The 21,778-nt window shown below is 32.7% G+C and carries 23 protein-coding genes; 9 read left to right on the top strand and 14 right to left on the bottom strand.

Features of this window, described 5'->3' with window-relative positions; all coding sequences use genetic code 11:
- The first annotated feature begins 1 nt into the window (after position 1).
- On the top strand, positions 2–583 hold the full coding sequence (gene nadD / locus H2650_RS03780) for a nicotinate (nicotinamide) nucleotide adenylyltransferase (RefSeq protein ID WP_188049415.1): 582 nt from the start codon (positions 2–4) through the stop codon (positions 581–583).
- Here nadD and H2650_RS03775 read toward each other — a convergent pair whose 3' ends face one another.
- Positions 584–1,480, bottom strand: coding sequence for a LysR family transcriptional regulator (locus H2650_RS03775; RefSeq protein WP_188049414.1), 897 nt, complete (start codon positions 1,478–1,480; stop codon positions 584–586).
- Between the two features lie 86 nt (positions 1,481–1,566).
- Here H2650_RS03775 and H2650_RS03770 point away from each other — a divergent pair, with 86 nt between their 5' ends.
- From H2650_RS03770 to H2650_RS03755, 4 genes are all read left to right on the top strand, one after another.
- Complete coding sequence (locus H2650_RS03770; protein ID WP_188049413.1) at positions 1,567–2,337, top strand: type 1 glutamine amidotransferase domain-containing protein; 771 nt, start codon at positions 1,567–1,569, stop codon at positions 2,335–2,337.
- 5 nt (positions 2,338–2,342) lie between these two features.
- Positions 2,343–3,506: an iron-containing alcohol dehydrogenase gene (locus tag H2650_RS03765; protein ID WP_188049412.1), complete on the top strand. Its 1,164-nt coding sequence runs from the start codon at positions 2,343–2,345 to the stop codon at positions 3,504–3,506.
- A 316-nt stretch (positions 3,507–3,822) separates the two neighbouring features.
- Complete coding sequence (locus H2650_RS03760; protein ID WP_188049411.1) at positions 3,823–4,818, top strand: NAD(P)H-dependent glycerol-3-phosphate dehydrogenase; 996 nt, start codon at positions 3,823–3,825, stop codon at positions 4,816–4,818.
- A gap of 34 nt (positions 4,819–4,852) precedes the next feature.
- Complete coding sequence (locus tag H2650_RS03755; RefSeq protein ID WP_188049410.1) at positions 4,853–5,068, top strand: hypothetical protein; 216 nt, start codon at positions 4,853–4,855, stop codon at positions 5,066–5,068.
- Positions 5,069–5,178: 110 nt separating this feature from the next.
- Here H2650_RS03755 and H2650_RS03750 read toward each other — a convergent pair whose 3' ends face one another.
- The 3 genes from H2650_RS03750 to H2650_RS03740 all read right to left on the bottom strand — a co-directional run bounded on the left by H2650_RS03750 (position 5,179) and on the right by H2650_RS03740 (position 7,256).
- Positions 5,179–5,586: a hypothetical protein gene (locus H2650_RS03750; protein ID WP_188049409.1), complete on the bottom strand. Its 408-nt coding sequence runs from the start codon at positions 5,584–5,586 to the stop codon at positions 5,179–5,181.
- A 182-nt stretch (positions 5,587–5,768) separates the two neighbouring features.
- Positions 5,769–6,788: a phenylalanine--tRNA ligase subunit alpha gene (pheS, locus tag H2650_RS03745; RefSeq protein ID WP_188049408.1), complete on the bottom strand. Its 1,020-nt coding sequence runs from the start codon at positions 6,786–6,788 to the stop codon at positions 5,769–5,771.
- A gap of 111 nt (positions 6,789–6,899) precedes the next feature.
- Entirely contained in the window at positions 6,900–7,256 is a 357-nt protein-coding gene (locus tag H2650_RS03740) for a hypothetical protein (protein ID WP_188049407.1), read from the bottom strand.
- A 147-nt stretch (positions 7,257–7,403) separates the two neighbouring features.
- Between H2650_RS03740 and H2650_RS03735 the strand changes: the two genes are divergently transcribed.
- Positions 7,404–7,910: a CvpA family protein gene (locus H2650_RS03735; RefSeq protein WP_188049406.1), complete on the top strand. Its 507-nt coding sequence runs from the start codon at positions 7,404–7,406 to the stop codon at positions 7,908–7,910.
- A gap of 49 nt (positions 7,911–7,959) precedes the next feature.
- Here the strand turns inward: H2650_RS03735 and H2650_RS03730 are convergent, their stop codons facing one another.
- From H2650_RS03730 to H2650_RS03685, 10 genes are all read right to left on the bottom strand, one after another.
- Complete coding sequence (locus tag H2650_RS03730) at positions 7,960–8,703, bottom strand: tetratricopeptide repeat protein (RefSeq protein ID WP_188049405.1); 744 nt, start codon at positions 8,701–8,703, stop codon at positions 7,960–7,962.
- A 106-nt stretch (positions 8,704–8,809) separates the two neighbouring features.
- Positions 8,810–10,555, bottom strand: a complete 1,746-nt coding sequence (locus H2650_RS03725; RefSeq protein ID WP_188049404.1) for a BatD family protein — start codon at positions 10,553–10,555, stop codon at positions 8,810–8,812.
- 20 nt (positions 10,556–10,575) lie between these two features.
- Positions 10,576–11,340, bottom strand: coding sequence for a tetratricopeptide repeat protein (locus H2650_RS03720; protein WP_188049403.1), 765 nt, complete (start codon positions 11,338–11,340; stop codon positions 10,576–10,578).
- A gap of 46 nt (positions 11,341–11,386) precedes the next feature.
- On the bottom strand, positions 11,387–12,421 hold the full coding sequence (locus H2650_RS03715) for a VWA domain-containing protein (protein ID WP_188049402.1): 1,035 nt from the start codon (positions 12,419–12,421) through the stop codon (positions 11,387–11,389).
- A gap of 58 nt (positions 12,422–12,479) precedes the next feature.
- Positions 12,480–12,860, bottom strand: coding sequence for a GxxExxY protein (locus tag H2650_RS03710; protein WP_188049401.1), 381 nt, complete (start codon positions 12,858–12,860; stop codon positions 12,480–12,482).
- 66 nt (positions 12,861–12,926) lie between these two features.
- Positions 12,927–13,928, bottom strand: coding sequence for a VWA domain-containing protein (locus tag H2650_RS03705; RefSeq protein ID WP_188049400.1), 1,002 nt, complete (start codon positions 13,926–13,928; stop codon positions 12,927–12,929).
- Entirely contained in the window at positions 13,928–15,559 is a 1,632-nt protein-coding gene (locus H2650_RS03700) for a hypothetical protein (protein WP_188049399.1), read from the bottom strand. Before H2650_RS03700 ends, H2650_RS03705 begins: the two co-directional genes overlap by 1 nt.
- 151 nt (positions 15,560–15,710) lie before the next feature.
- Positions 15,711–16,070 carry a four helix bundle protein gene (locus tag H2650_RS03695; RefSeq protein ID WP_188049398.1) on the bottom strand — a complete coding sequence of 120 codons (360 nt, stop codon included), beginning with the start codon at positions 16,068–16,070 and terminating at the stop codon, positions 15,711–15,713.
- Between the two features lie 91 nt (positions 16,071–16,161).
- Positions 16,162–17,025 (bottom strand): DUF58 domain-containing protein, encoded by an 864-nt coding sequence (locus H2650_RS03690; RefSeq protein WP_188049397.1) that lies wholly within the window; start codon positions 17,023–17,025, stop codon positions 16,162–16,164.
- 125 nt (positions 17,026–17,150) lie between these two features.
- A complete protein-coding gene (locus H2650_RS03685; RefSeq protein ID WP_188049396.1) occupies positions 17,151–18,155 on the bottom strand; it encodes a MoxR family ATPase in 1,005 nt (334 codons plus the stop codon).
- Between the two features lie 211 nt (positions 18,156–18,366).
- On the opposite strand from H2650_RS03685, the gene H2650_RS03680 reads away from it, so the two are divergent.
- The 3 genes from H2650_RS03680 (at position 18,367) to H2650_RS03670 (ending at position 21,477) form a co-directional block, all read left to right on the top strand.
- Positions 18,367–19,239, top strand: coding sequence for an aldo/keto reductase family oxidoreductase (locus tag H2650_RS03680; protein ID WP_188049395.1), 873 nt, complete (start codon positions 18,367–18,369; stop codon positions 19,237–19,239).
- A gap of 260 nt (positions 19,240–19,499) precedes the next feature.
- Positions 19,500–20,252 carry an SDR family NAD(P)-dependent oxidoreductase gene (locus H2650_RS03675; protein WP_188049394.1) on the top strand — a complete coding sequence of 251 codons (753 nt, stop codon included), beginning with the start codon at positions 19,500–19,502 and terminating at the stop codon, positions 20,250–20,252.
- A gap of 85 nt (positions 20,253–20,337) precedes the next feature.
- Positions 20,338–21,477, top strand: coding sequence for an ATP-binding protein (locus H2650_RS03670; protein ID WP_188049393.1), 1,140 nt, complete (start codon positions 20,338–20,340; stop codon positions 21,475–21,477).
- Positions 21,478–21,778: the final 301 nt, after the last annotated feature.

The raw sequence follows: 21,778 nt of genomic DNA, 5'->3' as shown, positions 1-21,778 counted from the left end.
AATGAAAATAGGACTATACTTCGGAACTTTTAACCCCATTCATATTGGGCATCTGATTATTGCCAATCACATGGCAGAATATTCTGATTTGGATCAAATTTGGATGGTAGTTACGCCTCATAATCCCTTGAAAAAGAAAAGTACTTTGCTAGATGATTCTCATCGTTTGCAAATGGTACATCTTGCTTCCGAAGATTTTCTAAAAATAAAACCTTCCGATATCGAATTTAAATTATCACAACCTAATTATACCATAAATACACTAGCTCATTTACAAGAAAAATATCCCAATTATGAATTTTCTCTTATTATGGGTGAGGATAATTTAAAGTCTTTACATAAATGGAAGAATTACGAAGTCATTTTAGAACATCATCAAATTTATGTTTATCCAAGAATTTCAGAGGAATCTGAAAATTTAGAATTAAAGAATCATCCAAAAATTCACCTTATTGACGCACCGGTTGTCGAAATATCATCAACTTTTATTCGGGATAATATTAAAAAAGGAAAAAACGTGCAGCCATTATTACCTAATAAAGTTTGGGAATATATTGATCACAATAATTTTTACAAAAAATAGTTAGGCCAAAGCATTTTTTAATTCTATTTCAATTTTTTCGAAAATAGTATTTAAATTGTCTTTTTTGGCTGATAAAAGAAAAACTTCTGTACTTGGCATTTCTTTACTATTCCACAATAACTGAATTTTTTTATCGGCAATAAAATTCCGAGCATTAATATCCCAAACTACTGAAACTCCCAAATTCCTAGAAAGTATCTCTATCATTTCGTGTTCTGAAGGAATGATATAATTAGGAACCATCGAAGGTCGTTTTTTATTAAAAACGTGCAACCAAAATAATTTGATATGCGGAATTCCAGCATCATGACTGAACCATTTTTGATCGTTTAACCAACTTTCGGTTGCATTAAAATCTTTATTCTTAATGTTCAGTTTTAATAAAGAAACCTCGAGAGCCGAAGAACCAACAATCACTTGCTTGATTTTTCCAACATTTTTCTGAGTGGTATCAAAAGTGTCATATTGTTTGGTAACAATGGCAAAATCTAACTTCTTTGAATCGACCAATTCGAATAATTGATCATTTTCATAAAAGCTAAAATCGATAAAATCAAATTTTGAAAGCAGTACACTTCCTAAACTGATCATGAAGTGTTTTGATATCCCTACTGAAATTAATCTATTGGCATTGAATGCTTTCGCTCTAAAACCGTTTTCTACATTTTCCAATCGGTCCAGCGCCTCAATGATCAAATTATTAAGTAACTTAGCATATTCGGTTGGTTCTACTCCTTTAGATTTCCTATTAAAAAGCTTGTAGCCCACGTGCGCCTCCAACATTCCTATTTGCTGACTAACCGCTGGCTGACTTATAAAAAGTTCTTTGGCTGCCAATGAAAAATTACCGTTTTTATAAACTGATTTAAAAGTTCTGTACCATTCTAGATTGACCATGATATAAATATATTTATCACAAACATAATTTAAATTATTTTTACTAATAACATATTCGCTGTAAATTTGTACTTAGAAAATATAACATGAAAAAAATTGCCTTATTTACCATTGTAGCATTAACCGTAAGTTGTCTAAACGCAACTGCACAGAAAAAAAATAAAAAAGATATGAAAAAAGTATTATTTGTACTTACTAGTCACGATAAACTAGGAGACACTGGAGAAAAAACAGGATATTGGACAGAAGAGTTTGCAGCACCTTATTACGAATTAGCTGATAAAGGAGTTGTCATAGATATTGCAACACCGCTTGGAGGTCAGCCACCAATTGATCCAAAAAGTGAAGATCCAACTGCAGCAACAGAAGACACTAAAAGATTAGACAAAGACACTGCTGTTCTTGCAAAACTAAAAAACACTCATAAATTATCTGATGTGAATCAGGCAGATTACGATGCAGTTTTCTATCCTGGAGGTCATGGACCACTTTGGGATTTAGCAGAAGATAAAACTTCAATTGCATTAATTGAATCATTTTATACCAATAAAAAACCAGTAGCTTTTGTATGTCACTCTCCTGGTGCATTGAAAAATGTAAAAGTAAACGGTGAATATTTAGTAAAAGGAAAAAAAGTAACTGGTTTTTCAAATGCTGAAGAAGAAGCAGTAGGATTAACTAAAGTAGTTCCTTTTTTATTAGAAGACGCTTTACAAGCTAATGGCGCAAGTTATTCAAAAGTTGGAGACTGGCAACCTTACGCAGTAGAAGACGGATTGCTTATCACAGGGCAAAACCCAGCTTCATCTAAATTGGTTGCAGAAAAATTATTAGCTCAATTGAATTCAAAAAAATAATAACTATGTTAAATTTCGAATTATACAACCCAACCAATCTAATTTTTGGTAAAGGACAAATTGAAAAATTAGCGACCTTAGTTCCACAAGGAGCAAAAATATTAATGACTTATGGTGGTGGAAGTATTTTTAAAAATGGAATCCATGCCCAAGTTATAGAAAACTTAAAAGGTTTTGAAATAGTTGAATTTGGTGGCATCGAAGCAAATCCTCGTTTTGAAACTTTAATGAAAGCAGTAGCTGTAGTTAAGGAGCAAAAGATTGATTTTATTCTTGCTGTTGGTGGTGGATCTGTAATTGATGGAACTAAATTCATTTCGGCTGCAGCACAATTTGATGGAAATCCAATGGACATTCTTCAAAAACGCTTATTGATCAAAGATTTATCTAAAGTAATTCCTTTTGGAACCATTTTAACTTTGCCTGCAACTGGAAGTGAAATGAATTCTGGATCTGTGGTAACAATTGAGGCTACACAAGAAAAATTAGCTTTTGGTGGTTCAGCATTATTTCCAAAATTCTCTATATGTGATCCAACTGTAATTGAATCTTTGCCAAAAAGACAATTGCAAAACGGAGTTGTAGATGCTTACACCCACGTATTAGAACAATATCTAACTTATGTGCATGAAGGTTTCCTTCAAGATCGCATTGCAGAAGGTATTTTGCAAACTCTACTTGAGGTTGGACCAAAAGTAGTAGAGAACCCTAAAGATTATGCGTTGGCATCTAATTTTATGTGGAGCTGCACTATGGCGCTAAACGGCTTAATTCAAAAAGGAGTTCCTTCAGATTGGGCAACTCACATGATTGGTCATGAGTTAACCGCTTTATACGGAATTGATCACGCTAGAACTCTTGCAGTTGTAGGACCAAACTTATATCGAGTAATGTTTGAAACTAAAAAAGGTAAGCTAGCACAATACGGAAAACGCATATTTAATTTGACGGGTACAGAAGATGAAATTGCTACTCAAGCTATTGAGAAAACAGTTGCATTCTTTCATACGATGGGAATGGATACAAACCTTTCTGATTATACAAAGGAATATGATAAAACAGCTGATTTTATCGTAAAACGTTTTGAAGAGAGAGGATGGTTAGGATTGGGTGAAAAACAAAATATCACTTTAGATAAAGTTAAATCTATTGTCGAAATGAGTTATTAACAAACTTAAATCTTGACTGTAAATTTCAGTGCAAAATAAAAAGGCGTCTTCCAATTTTAGTGGGAGGCGCCTTTTAAAATTCAAAATATACTAACTAACTAATTCAATTCGGATTTTTTTGTTAAATTAAATAACAATATATAAAGATAACGAAATATCACTAACTATATTGCTTAAAAAATTGAAAATTAGTGTTTTAAATTTAAAATATTGTGAAATTACACCTTAAACCCTTATGATATCTAGAGTATCCCTTTCAATTTAATTTGTTTAATTAGTACTTTTTTAATTACTTTTGATTAAATTCAATAAAAAAATGACTGAGAATAAAAAATTTGCAGTAATTGGTGGTGGTAGTTGGGCAACTGCGATTGCAAAAATGTTGTGCGTAAATCTTTCTGAAATTTCGTGGTACATGCGAAATGAAACTGCAATAGAGCATATTAGAACTCACAAGCATAATCCAAATTATTTAAGTTCAGTTGAATTTGATACTAAAAAATTAAAACTGACTCATGACATCAATGAAGCTGTAGCTTATGCTGACTATATCATCTTTGCTATTCCTTCTGCTTTTTTGAATGATGAATTAAAAAATCTAACAGTTTCCCTACAAGATAAAATTATTTTTTCTGCAATTAAAGGAATCGTTCCAGAAACAAGCTTAATCGTTGGAGAACATTTTCATGTAAAATATGATATTCCGTATTACAATATCGGAGTAATAACAGGACCTTGCCACGCAGAAGAGGTCGCTTTAGAACGTCTTTCTTACTTGACTATCGCTTGTGGTGATCCTGACAAAGCAAAAGTGGTTGCTAAAAATTTATCTGGTAACTACATCAAGACTAAAATCACTGATGATATTATAGGAACTGAATATGCTGCAATGCTAAAAAACATTTACGCAATAGCGGCAGGAATTGCACATGGTTTAGGTTATGGAGACAACTTTCAATCCGTGTTGATGAGTAATGGGATTCGTGAGATGAAAAAATTCATCAAAAAAGTCCACAAAATGAAACGAAACATTAATGATTCAGCTTATTTAGGTGATTTATTAGTAACCGGTTATTCTATATTTTCTAGAAATAGAATGTTTGGAAACATGATTGGAAAAGGATATACGGTAAAATCTGCTATGATGGAGATGAGCATGGTTGCCGAAGGATATTATGCCGTAAAAAGTGCTTATAAACTCAATCAAGCTTATGGTGCAAATACTCCTATTATTGATGCGGTATATTCCATTCTGTACGAAGGAAAAGAAGCCAAAACTGTTTTTAAGAAATTAACGGATAAACTAGATTAAATCTTTAAGAAACTTAATAGTAAAAAAAATTAGGATGAGTGAAAGATGGAAATATCAGATTAAAATGGGCGGTATCTGGGGCGTATTCATGTCCTTATTCATGCTCTTATTTGACCTAAAAACAATTTCGGTTTCTGAGCAACTATCTCAACCTAGTTTTTATATTCGCGCTGCAACTTTCATTATCCTAGGGATTTTTGTATTGGGCTATATTACTTGGAAATCTAAAACCAAACAGCAAAATCGCTAGATATTTTTTTTTATTACTGCAGAAAATAAAACCAAACAAGATTTTATTCATTTAAAGTAAGAGACGCTTTCAAGTTACAAAATTGTAGAGCATATTTTATTCGAAATAGTCTATCTTACAATAACACCATCAATAAATAAAATAGGCACTTCTTCAACATCGGTCTCGTTTATAGAATTTGCCTTAAAGATGAACTTTTTGTCGTATAGTTTATTGTCCATAAAGAAAGTTACCATAAACTCATTATTAAGTACTAAAACGCTTTTCTCTATCATTTCTATTTTGACTACTGAGACAGCGGGAACTTCAACAAAAGCATGACGCAAGAGCGATGTTTTTTTCATTTCACCGTCAATAGTTCCAAAAGCTTTAGAAACAACCATAACGCTTTCTATAAGAAAATCACTGTCGTTTACCAAATAGGCATACCACACTTTTTCCATAAAATCATCACTCCATTCTTGAACTACAGCAACGAAAACATTTTCTACTTCGGGAATAATGATGTCTTTTTTCATATTGTTTGAGTAAAAGGAAGCAATAAAGAAATTGATTCTTTAATTAATAATGTGAGGTTTTGAAAAGTAAAATTTTCTTGAAACCGAGGTTTCCTAGCCCAGATGGAAGCGACATCCTTTTTATAAGGCGATTTTTATCGCCTTATAAAAAGATATAGTGTACAGCTGGAAATAGCTTCTAATTAAATACTAGATTTAAATTGCTCTAAGAAACGAACATCGTTCTCGTAAAACATACGAATGTCACCAATTTGATACAGTAACATGGCAATTCTTTCGATTCCCATTCCAAAGGCAAAACCGTTGTATTCATCAGGATTGATACCACAGTTTTTTAACACATTTGGATCGACCATTCCGCAACCCATGATTTCTAACCAACCTGTTCCTTTGGTAATTCTATAATCAGTTTCTGTTTTCAGACCCCAATAAATATCAACCTCAGCACTAGGTTCTGTAAATGGGAAATAAGAAGGACGTAAACGGATTTTAGATTTCCCGAACATTTCCTTAGTGAAATATAAAAGTGTTTGCTTTAAATCAGCAAATGAAACGTCTTTATCGATGTACAAACCTTCCACTTGGTGGAAAATACAGTGCGAACGCGAAGAAACGGCTTCATTACGGAAAACTCTTCCTGGAGAAATGGTTCTAATAGGCGGTTTATTGTTTTCCATGTAACGCACTTGCACGGATGAAGTGTGCGTACGAAGCAAAATATCTGGATTTGTTTGTATAAAAAAGGTATCCTGCATATCACGTGCCGGATGGTATTCTGGCAAGTTTAAGGCAGTAAAATTGTGCCAATCGTCTTCGATTTCTGGTCCTTCAGAAACGTTGAAACCGATGTTAGAAAAGATATCTACAATTTGATTTTTTACCAATGAAATTGGGTGACGAGAACCAATAATACTAGATTCAGGAGACCGCGTTAAGTCACCATAAAACCCCTTACTTTCCTCTTTACTTTCTAAAGATTCTTGTATGGATTTTACCTTTTCTTCAGCAGAAGTTTTTAGCAAATTAATTACTTGTCCAAACTCTTTTTTCTGGTCATTAGGAACATTCTTAAATTCAGCAAAAAGTTCTTTTAAAAGTCCTTTACTTCCTAAGAATTTGATACGAAAAGCTTCTAATTCGGCTGTGTTTTGAGTTGAGAAAGCTTGTGCTTCACCAATATATTCTTTTATCTTGTCTATCATTTTCATTCAATAATTGAGAGTGCAAAAATAAGTAATTTGTTCTGAGTTTACTCTTTAAAATTTCTAGTTTTTAAAGTAAAACAGTAATCTATAATCGTTATTCAAAAAAAATTACTCAATTACTTCTCTTTCAAGAAAATAATTCACAATGGCTTCTTTCATCAAAACTGATTGTTCTCCCGCTTTTAGTGGCGGCAACTCCTCTTTTACTTTGTAATGTGGCCAGCCTTCCTCATCAAAATATTCGAATTCATAAAAACCATACGGTTCTAATAAGCGACAAATAGCGATGTGCATTAGGTTTAATTTTTCATCTTTTTTGTATTCTCTATGCACTTTACCGAGTTCTTGTACTCCAATTAAATAAATAATGGCGTCTAAATCTAAATCCTCTCCTTGTGAAAATTGTTCCGAAAGTATATGTACAAGCTGTTCCCAGCGTTCTTTAAGTTGTGTGTCTCTTGACATGTTGATTTGTGATTGCAGATTAATATTTTTTGAGTTTGATTTTCCAAAAAACAATCTATTATTTGCGCAAAGATAAGAACTTGAAAATTGGCATTTGATGTTGAAGTATTCTTTTATATTTGTGCTCGCAATAAATTATAAATTACAATGGGATTTTTAGATATCATTTTGTGTGCTTTACTAGTATTTGCTTTCTATAAAGGCGTCGTTAACGGTCTTTTTGTCGAATTGGCTTCGCTGATTTCATTAATCCTTGGGATATATTTTGCTATTAAATTTTCTTCTTTCATGAAGAATATCTTAATGGGTTTTGTAAAATGGAATCCCAATACTATTCAGATTGTTGCTTTTGTACTTACTTTTATTGTAGTAGTTCTAGTGATTCATCTTTTAGCAAAATTCTTAACAGGCATAGCTAATTTTGCATTTTTAGGATGGTTAAATAAACTTGGTGGAGGCTTTTTTAGAGTACTAAAAACTATTCTGATTGTAAGTATTGTTTTTTCTGTTTTTGAAAAAATAAATTATAATAATTATTTAGCCAAAAAAGAAACGCTTGACAATTCTGTGTTTTACAATCCTATACAAAAAATTGCAGGTTACTTTTTCCCTTCCATTAAAAAAGGATATGAGGAAATGAAGAAGAAAGCTTAGGGTTTAAATTAAAGCTTCCAGCCTTTAAAAGGCTGGAAGCTTTAGAATTTTACTTTACTTCTTTGATGGCGCTACTTTCTATCCAACCCTCTGATCCATCTGTAAGTTGAATTTTTTTCCATTTCCCAATAACTTCCTCTACATAAACTTTTGTTCCTTCATGTAACAAAAACAATGGTTTCCCACCGTCTCGAGGTTCGCTTTTTACATTAGCCATTTCTGCAAAAATAATTGCCGGTTTCTCCGTATCAAAATATTTTTTTTCAAAAATCGCTGAGGATACTGTTATGAGCATGAGTAAAATTGCTAGAAACATTCCTATAAAAAATAGGCGTTTCCATACTGTGATTTGCAAAAAATAATAACCTATAAAAAAAAATAAAAATAATGTTGCTAATCCTATGGTTGCCCATGCCCATGTGTTATAATGATAAATTCCTGTAAAGTCACGAACTAATTTAGCAAAGCCAACTTTAGGAATAACTTTGATTTCATCGATGGTTCTTTTATTCGCAAATTTTAAATTATTTTGGCTTTCCTGATCCTTTGGATTCAGCACTAATGCTTTTTCGTAGTAATAAATAGCTGGAGCCACTTTATTTAATTTGTAATAGGTATTGGCTAAATTAAAATAAAGCTCAGCAGAATGTTGATTGCTGTTTAAAACACTTTCATACGCAACAGCGGCATCCGCATAACTCCCTTTTTCATAAAGAGCATTCCCTTTTTCGAAGCCATTTTGAGCAAAGAAAAATTGGGTTGAAAGTAAAAATAGGTATAATATGTTTTTCATTTTATTTCTTTTTGCCACAAAGACTTTATTTCTCTATTTATTTAAATATTCAATTTTAAAAAATAACTTGTATTTACTAAAATGTTAAGACTTAATAGCTAATTCTTTATATCTGTTTTTCTAATTCAGAGATTATTAAAACTGCTTGATCAAAATCGTGTTGTATCGTAGCACTTGAGGAAGGTGCATAACGAGCAACCTCGCAATTTTCTGTCAATACAATAAACGCATTTACGGTTTCTTGATTCGCATTTCGAGACAATAGTAACTCTTGAATATTATCTTTACTCATTTCTGAGGTTTCAATATGTAATTTTGCCTTCAGAAAATTATGCATTGCTTTCTCTAATGCGATATAGAATAATTCTTTGTTCTTAATTTGTTTTTTGGCTTCTGATAAATATTTTTTAGCCAATTTATTATTCATACGAATTCTATTGCCACTAATATCGCCAGCCAAGGCGTCTTTTTTATTCTTGTATAAAACAATTAATGGTAAAAGTAAAAAGGGTATAAACAGTAATAAGAAGAATAAATTTGAACCAAAGAAATCATTTTTTTCTATCGCAATCAATTGCGTCTTTTTCTTAATAGAAGAGAAATGTTCAATGTCAGCAATTTTATTTTTATTACTTTTATTTGATGTCGAATCAACAGGAACCGCACCTTCGAGAACATTAATCATTATCTCAGGAGAAGTAATGGTTTTATAGGTTTTTGAACTCAAATCAAAATATGAAAACTGCAGAGGTTTTACGGGATAATTGCCTTTATACTGCGGAACTATCGTATAACTATCGGATGATTTTCCGTTCATACCAGAAAGTGGAGTACTAATATCTTCGCTATGCACAGCATCATACATTTCTAGCGCATTAGGCACTTCTGGTTTTGGTAAACTAAATAATTTCAAGTTTCCTTTTCCAGTTACACTTACCACTAAATCTAGACTTTCGCCATTCTTTAAGTTGTTTTTAGAAGGCGTTACTTTAAAATCAAAGTTCCCTACAGCACCACTAAAATTATCAGGTTTTCCAGCTTCAGGTAATGGTTTTACATTAATAACCTTAGTTCCTGCCGATACTCTTTTGCTCGTTTCAGTCAGCACCATTCTACCAAACATATCCCTACGATTGGAAGGTAATTGCACATCAATCTCTAATGATAAAGGCTCAATTTTAAGTTTTCCTGATTTTTGTGGATATAAAACTACTTTCTTAAGTACCACGTAGCGATAGTTTTGTCCTCTAAACAATCCTTCCTCCGCTTCAAGTTGTTTGATTTCAATATTTTGACTCCAAAAGTCATTGTATTTTGGCTTGCTTAACTCTCTAAAATTAGAAATTCCAACATTTGCAAAATACAGTTTGTAAATTACCGTTGTAGGTTCGTTTACATACAAATTATCTTTGGATACATCTGCAACCAAATATAGATTTTCATCAGCAGTTATTTGTTGCGTATCATTAGGATCTCTTGGCTGTTCTTGAGCAGCAGTAACGATAATTTTTATAGGCGATGTTCTATAAATTTGACCATTATATTCTATGGCTGCAGGCTTAATAATAAATGTTCCTTTTTGATTTGGCACTAAAAAATAGGAATATGCTTTTTCAAAAGAGCTTCTTCCGTTTACCCATGATTGGCTCACTTGCTGACTAGGTCCAGCAATAATTCTAAATCCCTCGAATGAAGGTTGTACAAAATTATCGCCATCAACATTCATCATAAAGTCAATACGCAATCTTTCGTTTAAAGCTACTGTAGTTTTACTAACTCGAGCTTCAAATTGAACCTGCGCACTAAGAGAACCGCATACCAATAAGACAATTGCTACTAAATATTTTTTCATTTTCAAAGTATGAGATTGAATTACCAATCCTTTTCTGTTTTAACCGGTTTTCCTTTTACTTTCTGAGCGTTCACTTTATCTTGAACTTTCTTTTCTTCTTTATTCACGGCATTCAAAAGATTTTCTAAGCGCTCTTTAGAAATCCCACCTGGAGTTGGCTTAGGCTCTCCTTTATCATCTTGTTTAGGATCATTTTTCTTTTTATCCTGATCGCCTTTATCGTCCTTCTTATCCTTATCCTTATCTTGGTCTTTTTTGTCTTTTTCGCCGTCTTTTTTATCCTGCTTCTTGTCTTTGTCTTTATCCTTCTTGTCGTCTTTTTTCTTATCATCCTTTGGAGGATTGTCTTTCAACATTTTTTTTGCTAGAGCATAATTATATCGGGTTTGCTCGTCAGTAGGATCATTTCGCAATGCATTTTTATAAGCTTCCACTGCCTGCGTATAATCTTTCTCATTCATAAAAACATTTCCTAGATTATGAAAGGCGCGATGCTTCTCTTCCCTAGTTTTTGAGTTTTTTAATGCTTTTGCATAAGCAAATTTTGCTTCTGAGGATTGTTTTTGCTTATAAATACTGTTTCCAAGATTGTAAGGCGCAGTTGCTTTATTAGGAAACTTAGAATCTGAAATCCTATAATCTGCCTCAGCGTCTGCAAAATTACTCTCTGCGTATTCCTTATTTGCTTTAGGCAAAACTCGATCTTTCTCTTGCGCATACAATCCAGCAGTTGCCAAACTTGCGAACATAAAAAAAGTCAGTATGATAGTTTTAAATCTTTTCATTTATTGTGTCTATATGTCTAAAAGGAGGTAAGCCTTTTAGAAATAATTATTTATTCTCGTTAAATAAATCTAACTTTTTAACCCACTTCGTTTTTCTTTCCAACAGAAAAACATCAGCAAATAACAGCAAAAATGCAAAACCCAAAAACCATTGAAATTGCGATTGAAAATCAGCCATTTCAGTAGCTTCAAATTCTGTCTTTTGAATTTTATCTAAAGTAGCTTTGATGTATTCTAAAACCTCTTTAGTATTATTCCCGTTTACATAACCTCCTTTAGTCGCTTTTGCAATGGCTTCTAAACTCGCTCTGTTCATCTTGGTAATGACCACTTCATTATTGTTGTCTTTTTGGAAACCTTGAACAACACCATTACTCTTCAACGGAATCGTAGCCCCTTTTTCAGTTCCTATACTTATTGTAATAATTTTTAATCCTGCTTTGTTGGCTTCTTCGGCTGCCGCTTGGGCATCGTCAGAATGATCTTCGCCATCCGAAATCAAAACTAATAATTTACTTGTTTTACTTTTTTCATCAAAATAAGTGATCGCCAGTCGTATGGCATCATCTAGAGATGTTCCTTGCGACGAAACCATTTCGGTATTCATACTTTGCAAAAACATTTTGGCCACACTATAATCACTTGTAATAGGCAACACTGGGAAAGCACTTCCTGCATAGGCGACTATCCCTATTCTATCACTTCCTAATTGATTGATAATTTGGGAAACAATTTGTTTACTCTTGTCTAATCTATTGGGCGCAACATCTTCAGCAAGCATACTCTTAGAAACGTCCATTGCAAAAACAATGTCGATTCCTTCTCGCTTTACCGTTTCCATTTTAGTACCAATCTTTGGATTAACCAAAGCAATAATTAGTGCTAATAAAGCCACAACAAAAACTACTAATTTCAATACGGGCTTAAAAACCGAACTCTCCGGACTCAATTTTTTCACCATTTCTAAATCTCCAAACTCTCGTTTCTTTTTTCTTTTCCAATATAAATTAGCAAGAAAAACTAACACGATAAGCGGTAGTATAAAAAGGAGATACAAATATTTTTTTTCGTCTAATTCCATATTCTTTAACCACAATGGTCACAAAGTTTTTCACAAAGTGCACCAAATTTATGTGCATTTATAAAGTTCCATTAATTACTCTTCTAACACCATTCTTTAATAAACTGACATTAAAATTGATCAACAATCCTAATTTACAATTTGATAATTTTAAATAAGTCAACAACTGAGCTAAATGCACATGAGTGAGCGCCTCGACAGATTTTATTTCAACAATAAATTTATCTTCAATAATAATATCAATTCTATAACCAACATCTAATCTAACTTCTTCATAGACCAGCGGTAATTGTTTTTGTTTTTCAACTTTTAAACCTGACTTCTTAAGTTCGTAAAATAAACATTCCTCATATGCACTCTCTAATAAACCAGGGCCTAAAACTTTATGAATTTTTAATGCACTTTCAAAAACAATTTTTGATATCTCATTTTCATCCATATTAAATATAATTTGTTTTAAACTTAGTGACCACAGTGCCTTACTTGTAAACCTTGTGTTTAAAAGTTAAATAAAACTTCTAAAAACTGTTTTTCTCAACCCAAATTCAGCCAATAATAAAAAACCAGCAAGCCAAACAAACGCTCTGTATTTTTCATCATAATCATAAAATTTTAATTCTTCTATTTCAGTAGTTTCCAGTTTATTGATAGAAGCATAAATCTCTGCTAACTTAGAATTACTCGTTGCTCTAAAATATTTTCCATCGGTTTTGGCCGCAATATTTTTCATCAATTGTTCGTCAATTTCAACCTTCATGTTTTGAAATAAAAACTGTCCATTCGGCGCAACAGCATAAGGAGACATTGCCATACCGTTAGTTCCAATTCCGATGGTATATACTTTAATCCCGTATTGTTTTGCAATATCTGCCGCTGTTTCTGGCTCAATAAATCCAGCGTTATTGACACCGTCTGTCAACAGAATTATCACTTTACTTTTTGCCTTACTATCTTTCAATCGGTTCACAGCAGTGGCTAAACCCATTCCTATACCTGTTCCATCTTGCAAAACATTATCGTACTTGATGGTTTTGATCGCCTCCAGAATAATTGGTTTATCGCTGGTTACTGGTGTTTTTGTGTAAGCTTCTGATGCATAAATCACTAATCCGATTCTATCATTAGGTCGTTCTTCTACAAAGTCGGCTGCCACTTTTTTAAGCGCTTCGAGTCGGTTAGGCTTTAAATCTTTAGCCAGCATACTTCCTGAAACGTCAATTGCCATTACAATATCAATTCCTTTTGTGGTTTTAGTTTTGTTACTCACATCCACCGTTCTTGGTCTTGCTAAGGCAATAATTAAAGAACACAACGCAACAATTCTAAAGGCATTTAAAATTGATTTTAATTTCGTTAAAGTAGATTCTGATCCTTTAAAACCCTGCAAAGAACTTATTTTTAAAGTTGCTGTTTGCTCGTTCTTTTTCCAAAACAACCAAAAAACGGCTACAGGAATGAGTAGAAATAACCAAAAAAATTCTGGGTTCAAAAAAGTTATTTTATCCATTATTTAGTTACTTGTTTTAATTCCACCGAGTTTAAAACTCGTTCTGAAATTTCATTACCGTATTTATCTCCTTCTTCGTGCATTAATATTATTTGCTGTAATCCACCTTCTTGACTAAACAACAAAGCTTCATAATATAATTTAGCACTCGATTTTGTCAAAGCATCCATTTGCGAAAAAGTCCCATAGGCTTTTACACCTTTTACACCTTCTTTGGTTTCAAATTCTTCCTGCTTCACAATCATGTTTTGAGCACCTTGCGATTCTAATGATTGTAAAATTCCATCCATTGATTTAGTCAAATCGATTTCTGTTTCTTGCTTGAATTTTAAGGTCGAAACCATTAAATAAAAATGATCTAAAACACTTCCGTAAGCAAAAGATTGCATTTCTTTGATCAAAGCCATACCTTCTTTTGGCAAAGTTTTGGTCAAGTCTACTCTTTTTAACACTTTTGGAGTTTCAATTACAACGCCTGGATTTCCGTATTCACTTTTAACCCATTCTGCTTCTAATAACTCTTTTGTAGGATGTCCCAGTAAATTATCTTTGACATAATCAAATCCCTTGGTAGCAATTAAAAAAATCGTTGTAGCCAATAGCAAAAACAGCACTGAAGCCACTGCCGTAATAATTCGCTTTTTACGCTGCTTTTGTAATTGAATTTGGATCTGTTTTTGTCTTTGAGCTTCATTCAATAAGGTATCTTCCTCAACTTCTACCGCTACTGGAATCGATTTATCTAAAGTTAAAATTACTTTTTGAATTTTATTTCGATCCTCAGTGATTTCAAAATCCAATGGTTTTGATTTGGCAAACTTTACTAAATCGGCTTGTTTTAAGACGCGCTCTAAGTTTTCAATAATTTCCTGCGAAAGCGTCATTTTCTTTTTGACAGAAGCAGCTCTAAGTCCTTGAATCAATTCAGACGTTGTACTTTCCATTGCTGGAATTTCAATCGCCTCTTCGATGTAATTCCTGGCAATATCGGTTAACTCACTATAATAGGCTTTGACTTCTCCTTTTTGCCACAATTCTTTTTTCTCCAAAGTATCTAGCAAAGTAGTGGCTTTCTCTATAGGTGTTTTTATGATGGCTTCTTGTAATTTTTTTTCTTGGCGTTTTTTAAGGAACCAATAAATAAAAGCCCCAATTGCAATTATCAATGCAATGCCTAAAAGATATTTCCACCAGTTCCCAATAGGATTTTCAGCAGGTGCAATATCCTTAATATCGAACATTTTTTGTTTTAATGTATCCACTTGAACATTGGCTACCTCAACCAAAAGCGAATCCGTCAAAAACGGTTTGCTATCGATAAAGATTTTGATACTTGGAACAACATAACGCCCAGAATCAAACTGAGTCAGTCCGTATTTTTTGATTAATTCATAACGCCCATCTATCTTAGCGGTATCAACAGGATAGGATCGAATAACCTCTAAAGCACCAACATTTTTTAATTTCGGAAAAATAACTTTAGACGATGGATCAACCGTTGTTTTTATTGACAGTTTAAACTCCGCACCAATTTTATTTTTAAGCGTATCAATACTTGTAACCACTTGTTTTTGTTGCGCAAAAACAGCCGTGGAAAGCAGTAGAAGAAGTATGTGTAATTGTTTTTTCATTTTGTATTATTGCAAGCTTCTGATTTATGATTGAAGATTAACGATTTTTGATTTCAGATTTCTGCTATTAAATATTTTTTTATTTATGATTGAAGATTAACGGTTTTTTGATTTCAGATTTCTTTCGAATCTGCTACTAATCATATCTGCTCTATTTCAAATTTGATTTTGCTGTTTTAATGCTTGAAACGAAAATAGAAATTAGCTCATTTGCTTCTTCTTTAGCAATTAATAAACTTTTTAAATCTGAAACTAAATTTGCCTTTTCAATAACTTTCAAACAAACAAAAGTTTCCCTTAATTCTTTTAAACAGACACCCATTTTATGGATAAAATCTTTTGTACTCTCAGCACTTTGCGCTTCCCCGTAATTTAAAGCCGGTGAAGTTCCTGATCTTATAATTTGTCCTGCTAAATGATTTCCAGCGTAATTTTTTTCAAATTTATTTGCAAGAATTATAATTGTTGCTGCAAAATCAATCAATCTGTTTTCTAATTCTTGTTTATTCATATATTTATTATTTCAATCTCTATATTTGAAATCAAAAATCAATTATAAATAGATCTGAAATCAAAAATCGTTAATCAAAAATCTAAAATTTTTATCTCGATTTAAAATAGCTTAATAATTTTGTCACATAACTTTCGTCAACTCTTGTGTTTACAACACCAGATCCTGATTTACTAAAAGTATCTTTAAAATAGTTCAGCTTTTCATGATATAATTTTTCGTAATTCATTCGAACTGATTTCGAACCTGTATTTACCAATTGAATTTCGCCCGTTTCAGCGTCAAGCATAGAAACCATTCCTAAATCTGGCATTTTTTCTTCTCGAATATCGTATACTCGAATTCCAGTTATATCGTGTTTCTTCGCAGCAATCTTTAAAGTATTTTCGTAATTCTCGGACATAAAATCTGAAATTACAAATACAATCGCTTTCTTTTTTTGAGTTCCCGATAAGAATTTTAGTGCTTGTGCAATATCGGTTTTGTGACTTTTAGGTTGAAATTCAATTAATTCCCTAATAATACGAAGTACGTGAGATCTTCCTTTTTTTGGCGGAATGTACAACTCGATTTCATCTGAAAACAAAATCAAACCTATTTTATCATTATTTTGAGTGGCAGAAAATGCCATTGTTGCTGCAATTTCTGTAACAATATCTTTTTTAAACTGATTTTTAGAACCAAAACTTTCAGATCCTGAAATATCGACCATCAACATCATGGTTAATTCTCGCTCTTCTTCAAAAACTTTTACATGAGCTTCATTGTAACGCGCAGTAACATTCCAATCAATTGCACGAATATCATCTCCATATTGATATTGTCGTACTTCGCTGAAGGTCATTCCTCGTCCTTTAAACGAAGTATGATATTCCCCAGAAAAGATGTGATCGCTCAATCTTCGGGTTTTGATTTCTATTTTACGTACTTTTTTTAAAAGCTCTTTTGTATCCATGTTTTTTATTGCCACAAAGGCGTCAAGGCGCTAAGTTTTTTTCAAAGCTCTTTTATATCCATTTGATTGGTGATTAACAACTGATGATTTCAGATCTAAAAATCTTGCATCATAAATCTGAAATCTTAGGGAACTTCAACTTCGTTTACGATTTTGTTTATGATGTCTACAGACGTTATGTTTTCAGCCTCTGCTTCATAAGTGATTCCAATTCTGTGACGCAATACATCATGCACTACAGCGCGAACATCTTCCGGGATTACATAACCACGACGCTTGATAAATGCATAACATTTTGCCGCATTGGCTAAGTTGATACTTCCACGAGGTGAAGCTCCAAAACTGATTAATGGTTTTAATTCGGCTAATTTATATTGCTCTGGATAACGTGTTGCAAAAACAATATCCAATATGTATTTTTCTATTTTTTCATCCATGTACACTTCACGAACCGCTTCTTGAGCTCGTAAAATTTGTTCAACAGAAACTACAGCATTTACTTTTTCGTAACTTCCTTTTAGGTTTTGGCGAATTACTAATCGCTCGTCTTCCATTTTTGGATAGTCAATCACTGTTTTTAGCATAAAACGATCGACTTGTGCCTCTGGAAGTTGATAGGTTCCTTCTTGCTCCACAGGGTTTTGAGTAGCAAGAACTAAAAATGGTCGGTCTAACTTGAATGTCGTATCACCAATAGTCACTTGTTTTTCCTGCATCGCCTCTAATAAAGCTGATTGCACTTTAGCAGGTGCACGGTTAATCTCATCGGCAAGTACAAAGTTGGCAAAAATAGGTCCTTTTTTTATAGAAAATTCATTTGACTTGATATTGTAAATCATAGTTCCTACAACATCTGCTGGCAATAAATCTGGTGTAAATTGGATTCTACTGAACGATCCTTGCACGGCTTGCGAAAGCGTATTAATCGCCAATGTTTTTGCCAATCCCGGAACTCCTTCTAATAAAATATGTCCTTGACCTAAAAGTCCGATTAACAAACGCTCCACCATGTGCTTTTGACCCACAATGACTTTGTTCATTTCCATGGTGAGAAGGTCTATAAAAGCACTTTCTCTTTCAATTTTTTCATTGATTGCTCTGATGTCTAAAGTAGCCGTATTTTGTTCCATTTTATTATTTTTAAAACCTTGAATTTAATGCCTTTGTTTTGAAGGTGCAAATTGAATTTTTTTTTAGAGGTAAGATGTTAAAAAATGGTTAAAACTTCAGTAAATACCTTAATTTTAAGGATGAATTATGATACAATTTTTATATTTTTAAGAACTTTGAAAAATAAACTTTGAATTAGAGAATTTACGTATTCAACAAAAAATAAAAACAATGAGCAAAACAAATTTATCACCCGTTATAGCTGGTGTCATGAATTGGGGAATTTGGGATAAAAAACTAAATACCAAAGAAATGGAGAATATGATTCATGTGTGTTTAGAAAATAAAGTAACCACTTTTGATCATGCAGATACTTATGGCGATTATACAACCGAATCTGATTTTGGAAAAGCACTTGCTTCCAGCAAAATTGCAAGAGAAAAAATGCAACTAATCTCTAAATGCGGCGTGCAATTAGTAACAGAAAGTCGCCAAAATACGATTAGACATTATGACTATTCTAAAGAATATATCATTTCTTCGGCTGAGAATTCATTAAAAAATTTACAAACTGATTATCTAGACGTTCTTTTATTGCACCGACCAAGTCCTTTGATGGAAGCGGATGAAATTGCAGAAGCGGTTTTGAAATTAAAATCAGATGGAAAAATAATCGATTTTGGATTGGCAAGTTTTACTGCTTCGCAAACAGAATTAATTCGTCAAAAAACGGAAATTAGTTACAATCAAGTGCAGTTTTCGGCAACTAACTTTAAACCGATGGTTGACGGAAGTTTTGATTATATGCAGATGAATAACATTCGTCCGCTTTCCGGAAATCCTTTAGGTTCTGTATTTAGAGAGGATAATTCACAAACTCGCAGATTAAAAAAACTATTGGTTACCTTAATGGAAAAATACCATTTAGGTTCAGATTCCATATTGATCGCTTGGATTTTACAACATCCGGCAAAAATAATTCCTATTGCAGGAACAGTAAATGTGGCACGTATTCAATCATTAAAAAAAGCGGTAGAATTAAAATTAGACAAAGAAGACTGGTTTGCGATTTGGACTGCAAGCATGGGCGAAGATGTAGCGTAATTTTTTTTTTCAATTGACACGGATTTCTCCGAGTTTCAAAGCTCTATTTTTAACGAATTTGTGTTAATGAATACAGGTTTGCGTGAGGGATTGCAGTGGAGCTCTTTATTTATTTTTTCTCGTTTTTGGACGAGAAAAAATAAATAAAAGCGGGAACGGAAAGCCCGACCTAAAGTTACGAGGAGGAACGACGACGAAATTTTAGGTCACGCCCAAATAAAAGTAGGAATAATTTTAGCATGAGATAAAAAATAAAAAAAATGAGTAAAATAGCTTTAGTAACTGGTGCTACCAGCGGAATTGGGAAAGCAACTGCGCAAATATTAGCCAAAAATAACTACAAAATTATTCTGTGTGGTCGCCGTGAAGATCGCTTATTAGAATTGAAAAAGGAATTGTCCGCTTTTACAGAAGTTTACACTTTATCCTTTGATGTTCGAGATAAAAAAGCAGTTTTTGACAGCATTAATTCCTTGCCAGAAGCATTTTCTAAAATTGATGTTTTGATTAATAATGCCGGAAATGCACATGGTTTGGATTCAATTCAGAATGGAGATTTAGACGATTGGGATGCAATGATCGACATTAATGTAAAAGGACTTTTATATGTTTCGAAAGCTATAATCCCGAAAATGATTGCGCAAAAATCAGGTCATATTATTAACATTGGTTCGATTGCTGGAAAAGAAGTGTACCCAAATGGCAACGTTTACTGCGCCTCTAAACATGCTGTTGACGCATTAAATCAGGCGATGCGAATTGACTTGAATCCTTTTGGAATTCGCGTTGGTGGAATTCATCCGGGAGCAGTTGAAACAGAGTTTAGCGAAGTGCGTTTTAAAGGAGATTCGGAAAGAGCGGCCAATGTTTACAAAGGTTTTGATCCGTTGCGAGCTGAAGATATTGCTGATATTATTCATTTTGTAGTTTCTAGACCGTATCATGTAAATATTGCTGATTTGATTGTACTTCCTACTGCGCAAGCCTCGGCGACGGTGATGAATAAATCTTAATAAAAGTGAACCGCAGATTATAAAGTGAAAATAAATCTGCGAATCTGCGGTAATTTTTATAACGTGTTTTAAAAAAAAGAATTCAATGATCAACAAACGCATTCTTATTAAAAATCTTCTCGCTCATAATGACGAGAGCAGTTTTTTTGATAAAAAGCGTCAGTTGAATTTACATTCGCAAGAAGGAAAAGCTAAGTTTTTGAAACATATTTGCGCCTTATCAAATTCGAATCCCACAAACAATTCCTATATAATTGTGGGTGTTGAGGATCAAGATAATACAATTGTAGGAGATGACTTTTTTGACGACAGCCGAATTCAGAATTTAGTAAATGCGTATCTAGAAAATCCTCCGAAAATACAATATGAGAATATTCCTTTTCCAAATTTACCCAAGGATAAAGTAATTGGATTGGTTACTATAAGTCCAAAAAGCAATACGTCACATTTTAAAAAAGGGATTTATACCATTCCAATTTACAGTGTTTATATGCGTCAAGGCAGCAATACCATGCCAGTTATTGGTAAAATTGAAAAAAATTACCAAAATACAGAAACTGTTTTAGGTATCGAGAATAATTCTAGAAATAGTATTGCTTATACGCTTGATGGTGTAATTGATTTCTTGAATTTTCGGCACAAAGACATGGCGCCGAAATATAAAGTATTTAAAGAATTATTTGTAATTTGTTGGGCAGGGATTCCTAAAAGATCGCGCGACAAAACCTATTTATCGCGCGTAGATATTGAACTCATTAATGAACAGATTAAGTTATTTTACTCCGCTCAAGATGTGGTTGAAATTACTTATAATGAGGATAGCTTTACTATTATAGAATATGTTCCTTTGGGATTAAATGACAAAACAAGTTATTATCCGTTAGAAAAACAGACGATTCATTTTCAAGATAATGGGTATTACAAAATTGATAGAGTAATGCTTTTTGAACCACCGAAATTCAATAAAAAAATGCTGTTTCATATTTACAATTCAAACATTGCTTTGTTGAACAAATTACAAAAAGGACATTCATTATCCAATCAAGAACAGAAAGATTTAGAGAACTTACCCTCAACCTTTATGATTTGTTACCTTAACGGTTTTGATGATGCAAAACAAAAACTGATAGATGCAAAAGCATTATTGAAGCCATTCTTATCCGTATACCTATCGTTTAAAGAGGCACTACGTATTTTAAGAAAAATGAAGTATGATGTACAATAGATAGAAACTCCTCCTATTTTAGAAAGAATGAACAATTAAAATAATAAAGATTTTTTGGTTTTATAAATTCTAAAATAAAGAAATTACTGCTTTTAAAACCAAAGAAATCATTTTAGCTAAAAGTAAGGATAGAGAAAGAAACGTACTCATCTTGAACAAATTTAAATTATTTTTTGTAAAGTTAATTTTAAAAATACTCAAAAACAATCCCCTAAATTAGTGATATTTAACCTTAATTAAAAAATAATTTATAATTGGAATTTGAGTTTAACTAGATTGAATTTTATGTTCACCTTATTGT

This window comes from Flavobacterium sp. GP15 (assembly GCF_014281985.1).
GTDB classification, from domain to species: Bacteria; Bacteroidota; Bacteroidia; order Flavobacteriales; family Flavobacteriaceae; genus Flavobacterium; species Flavobacterium pygoscelis.
The sequence above is the reverse complement of the archived record's forward strand: the minus strand, read 5'-3'. Positions and strand labels throughout refer to the sequence as shown.

Bases quoted from the DNA above. Each gene is read 5' to 3' on its own strand.
- H2650_RS03740 (WP_188049407.1), bottom strand. From the start codon at position 7,256: ATGTCAAGAGACACACAACTTAAAGAACGCTGGGAACAGCTTGTACAT.
- H2650_RS03750 (WP_188049409.1), bottom strand. From the start codon at position 5,586: ATGAAAAAAGACATCATTATTCCCGAAGTAGAAAATGTTTTCGTTGCT.
- H2650_RS03715 (WP_188049402.1), bottom strand. From the start codon at position 12,421: ATGGAATTAGACGAAAAAAAATATTTGTATCTCCTTTTTATACTACCG.
- H2650_RS03775 (WP_188049414.1), bottom strand. From the start codon at position 1,480: ATGGTCAATCTAGAATGGTACAGAACTTTTAAATCAGTTTATAAAAAC.
- H2650_RS03755 (WP_188049410.1), top strand. From the start codon at position 4,853: ATGAGTGAAAGATGGAAATATCAGATTAAAATGGGCGGTATCTGGGGC.
- H2650_RS03735 (WP_188049406.1), top strand. From the start codon at position 7,404: ATGGGATTTTTAGATATCATTTTGTGTGCTTTACTAGTATTTGCTTTC.
- H2650_RS03720 (WP_188049403.1), bottom strand. From the start codon at position 11,340: ATGAAAAGATTTAAAACTATCATACTGACTTTTTTTATGTTCGCAAGT.
- H2650_RS03770 (WP_188049413.1), top strand. From the start codon at position 1,567: ATGAAAAAAATTGCCTTATTTACCATTGTAGCATTAACCGTAAGTTGT.
- H2650_RS03705 (WP_188049400.1), bottom strand. From the start codon at position 13,928: ATGGATAAAATAACTTTTTTGAACCCAGAATTTTTTTGGTTATTTCTA.
- nadD (WP_188049415.1), top strand. From the start codon at position 2: ATGAAAATAGGACTATACTTCGGAACTTTTAACCCCATTCATATTGGG.
- H2650_RS03710 (WP_188049401.1), bottom strand. From the start codon at position 12,860: ATGGATGAAAATGAGATATCAAAAATTGTTTTTGAAAGTGCATTAAAA.
- H2650_RS03695 (WP_188049398.1), bottom strand. From the start codon at position 16,070: ATGAATAAACAAGAATTAGAAAACAGATTGATTGATTTTGCAGCAACA.
- H2650_RS03685 (WP_188049396.1), bottom strand. From the start codon at position 18,155: ATGGAACAAAATACGGCTACTTTAGACATCAGAGCAATCAATGAAAAA.
- H2650_RS03760 (WP_188049411.1), top strand. From the start codon at position 3,823: ATGACTGAGAATAAAAAATTTGCAGTAATTGGTGGTGGTAGTTGGGCA.
- H2650_RS03765 (WP_188049412.1), top strand. From the start codon at position 2,343: ATGTTAAATTTCGAATTATACAACCCAACCAATCTAATTTTTGGTAAA.
- H2650_RS03670 (WP_188049393.1), top strand. From the start codon at position 20,338: ATGATCAACAAACGCATTCTTATTAAAAATCTTCTCGCTCATAATGAC.
- H2650_RS03680 (WP_188049395.1), top strand. From the start codon at position 18,367: ATGAGCAAAACAAATTTATCACCCGTTATAGCTGGTGTCATGAATTGG.
- H2650_RS03690 (WP_188049397.1), bottom strand. From the start codon at position 17,025: ATGGATACAAAAGAGCTTTTAAAAAAAGTACGTAAAATAGAAATCAAA.
- H2650_RS03675 (WP_188049394.1), top strand. From the start codon at position 19,500: ATGAGTAAAATAGCTTTAGTAACTGGTGCTACCAGCGGAATTGGGAAA.
- H2650_RS03730 (WP_188049405.1), bottom strand. From the start codon at position 8,703: ATGAAAAACATATTATACCTATTTTTACTTTCAACCCAATTTTTCTTT.
- H2650_RS03700 (WP_188049399.1), bottom strand. From the start codon at position 15,559: ATGAAAAAACAATTACACATACTTCTTCTACTGCTTTCCACGGCTGTT.
- H2650_RS03725 (WP_188049404.1), bottom strand. From the start codon at position 10,555: ATGAAAAAATATTTAGTAGCAATTGTCTTATTGGTATGCGGTTCTCTT.
- pheS (WP_188049408.1), bottom strand. From the start codon at position 6,788: ATGATAGACAAGATAAAAGAATATATTGGTGAAGCACAAGCTTTCTCA.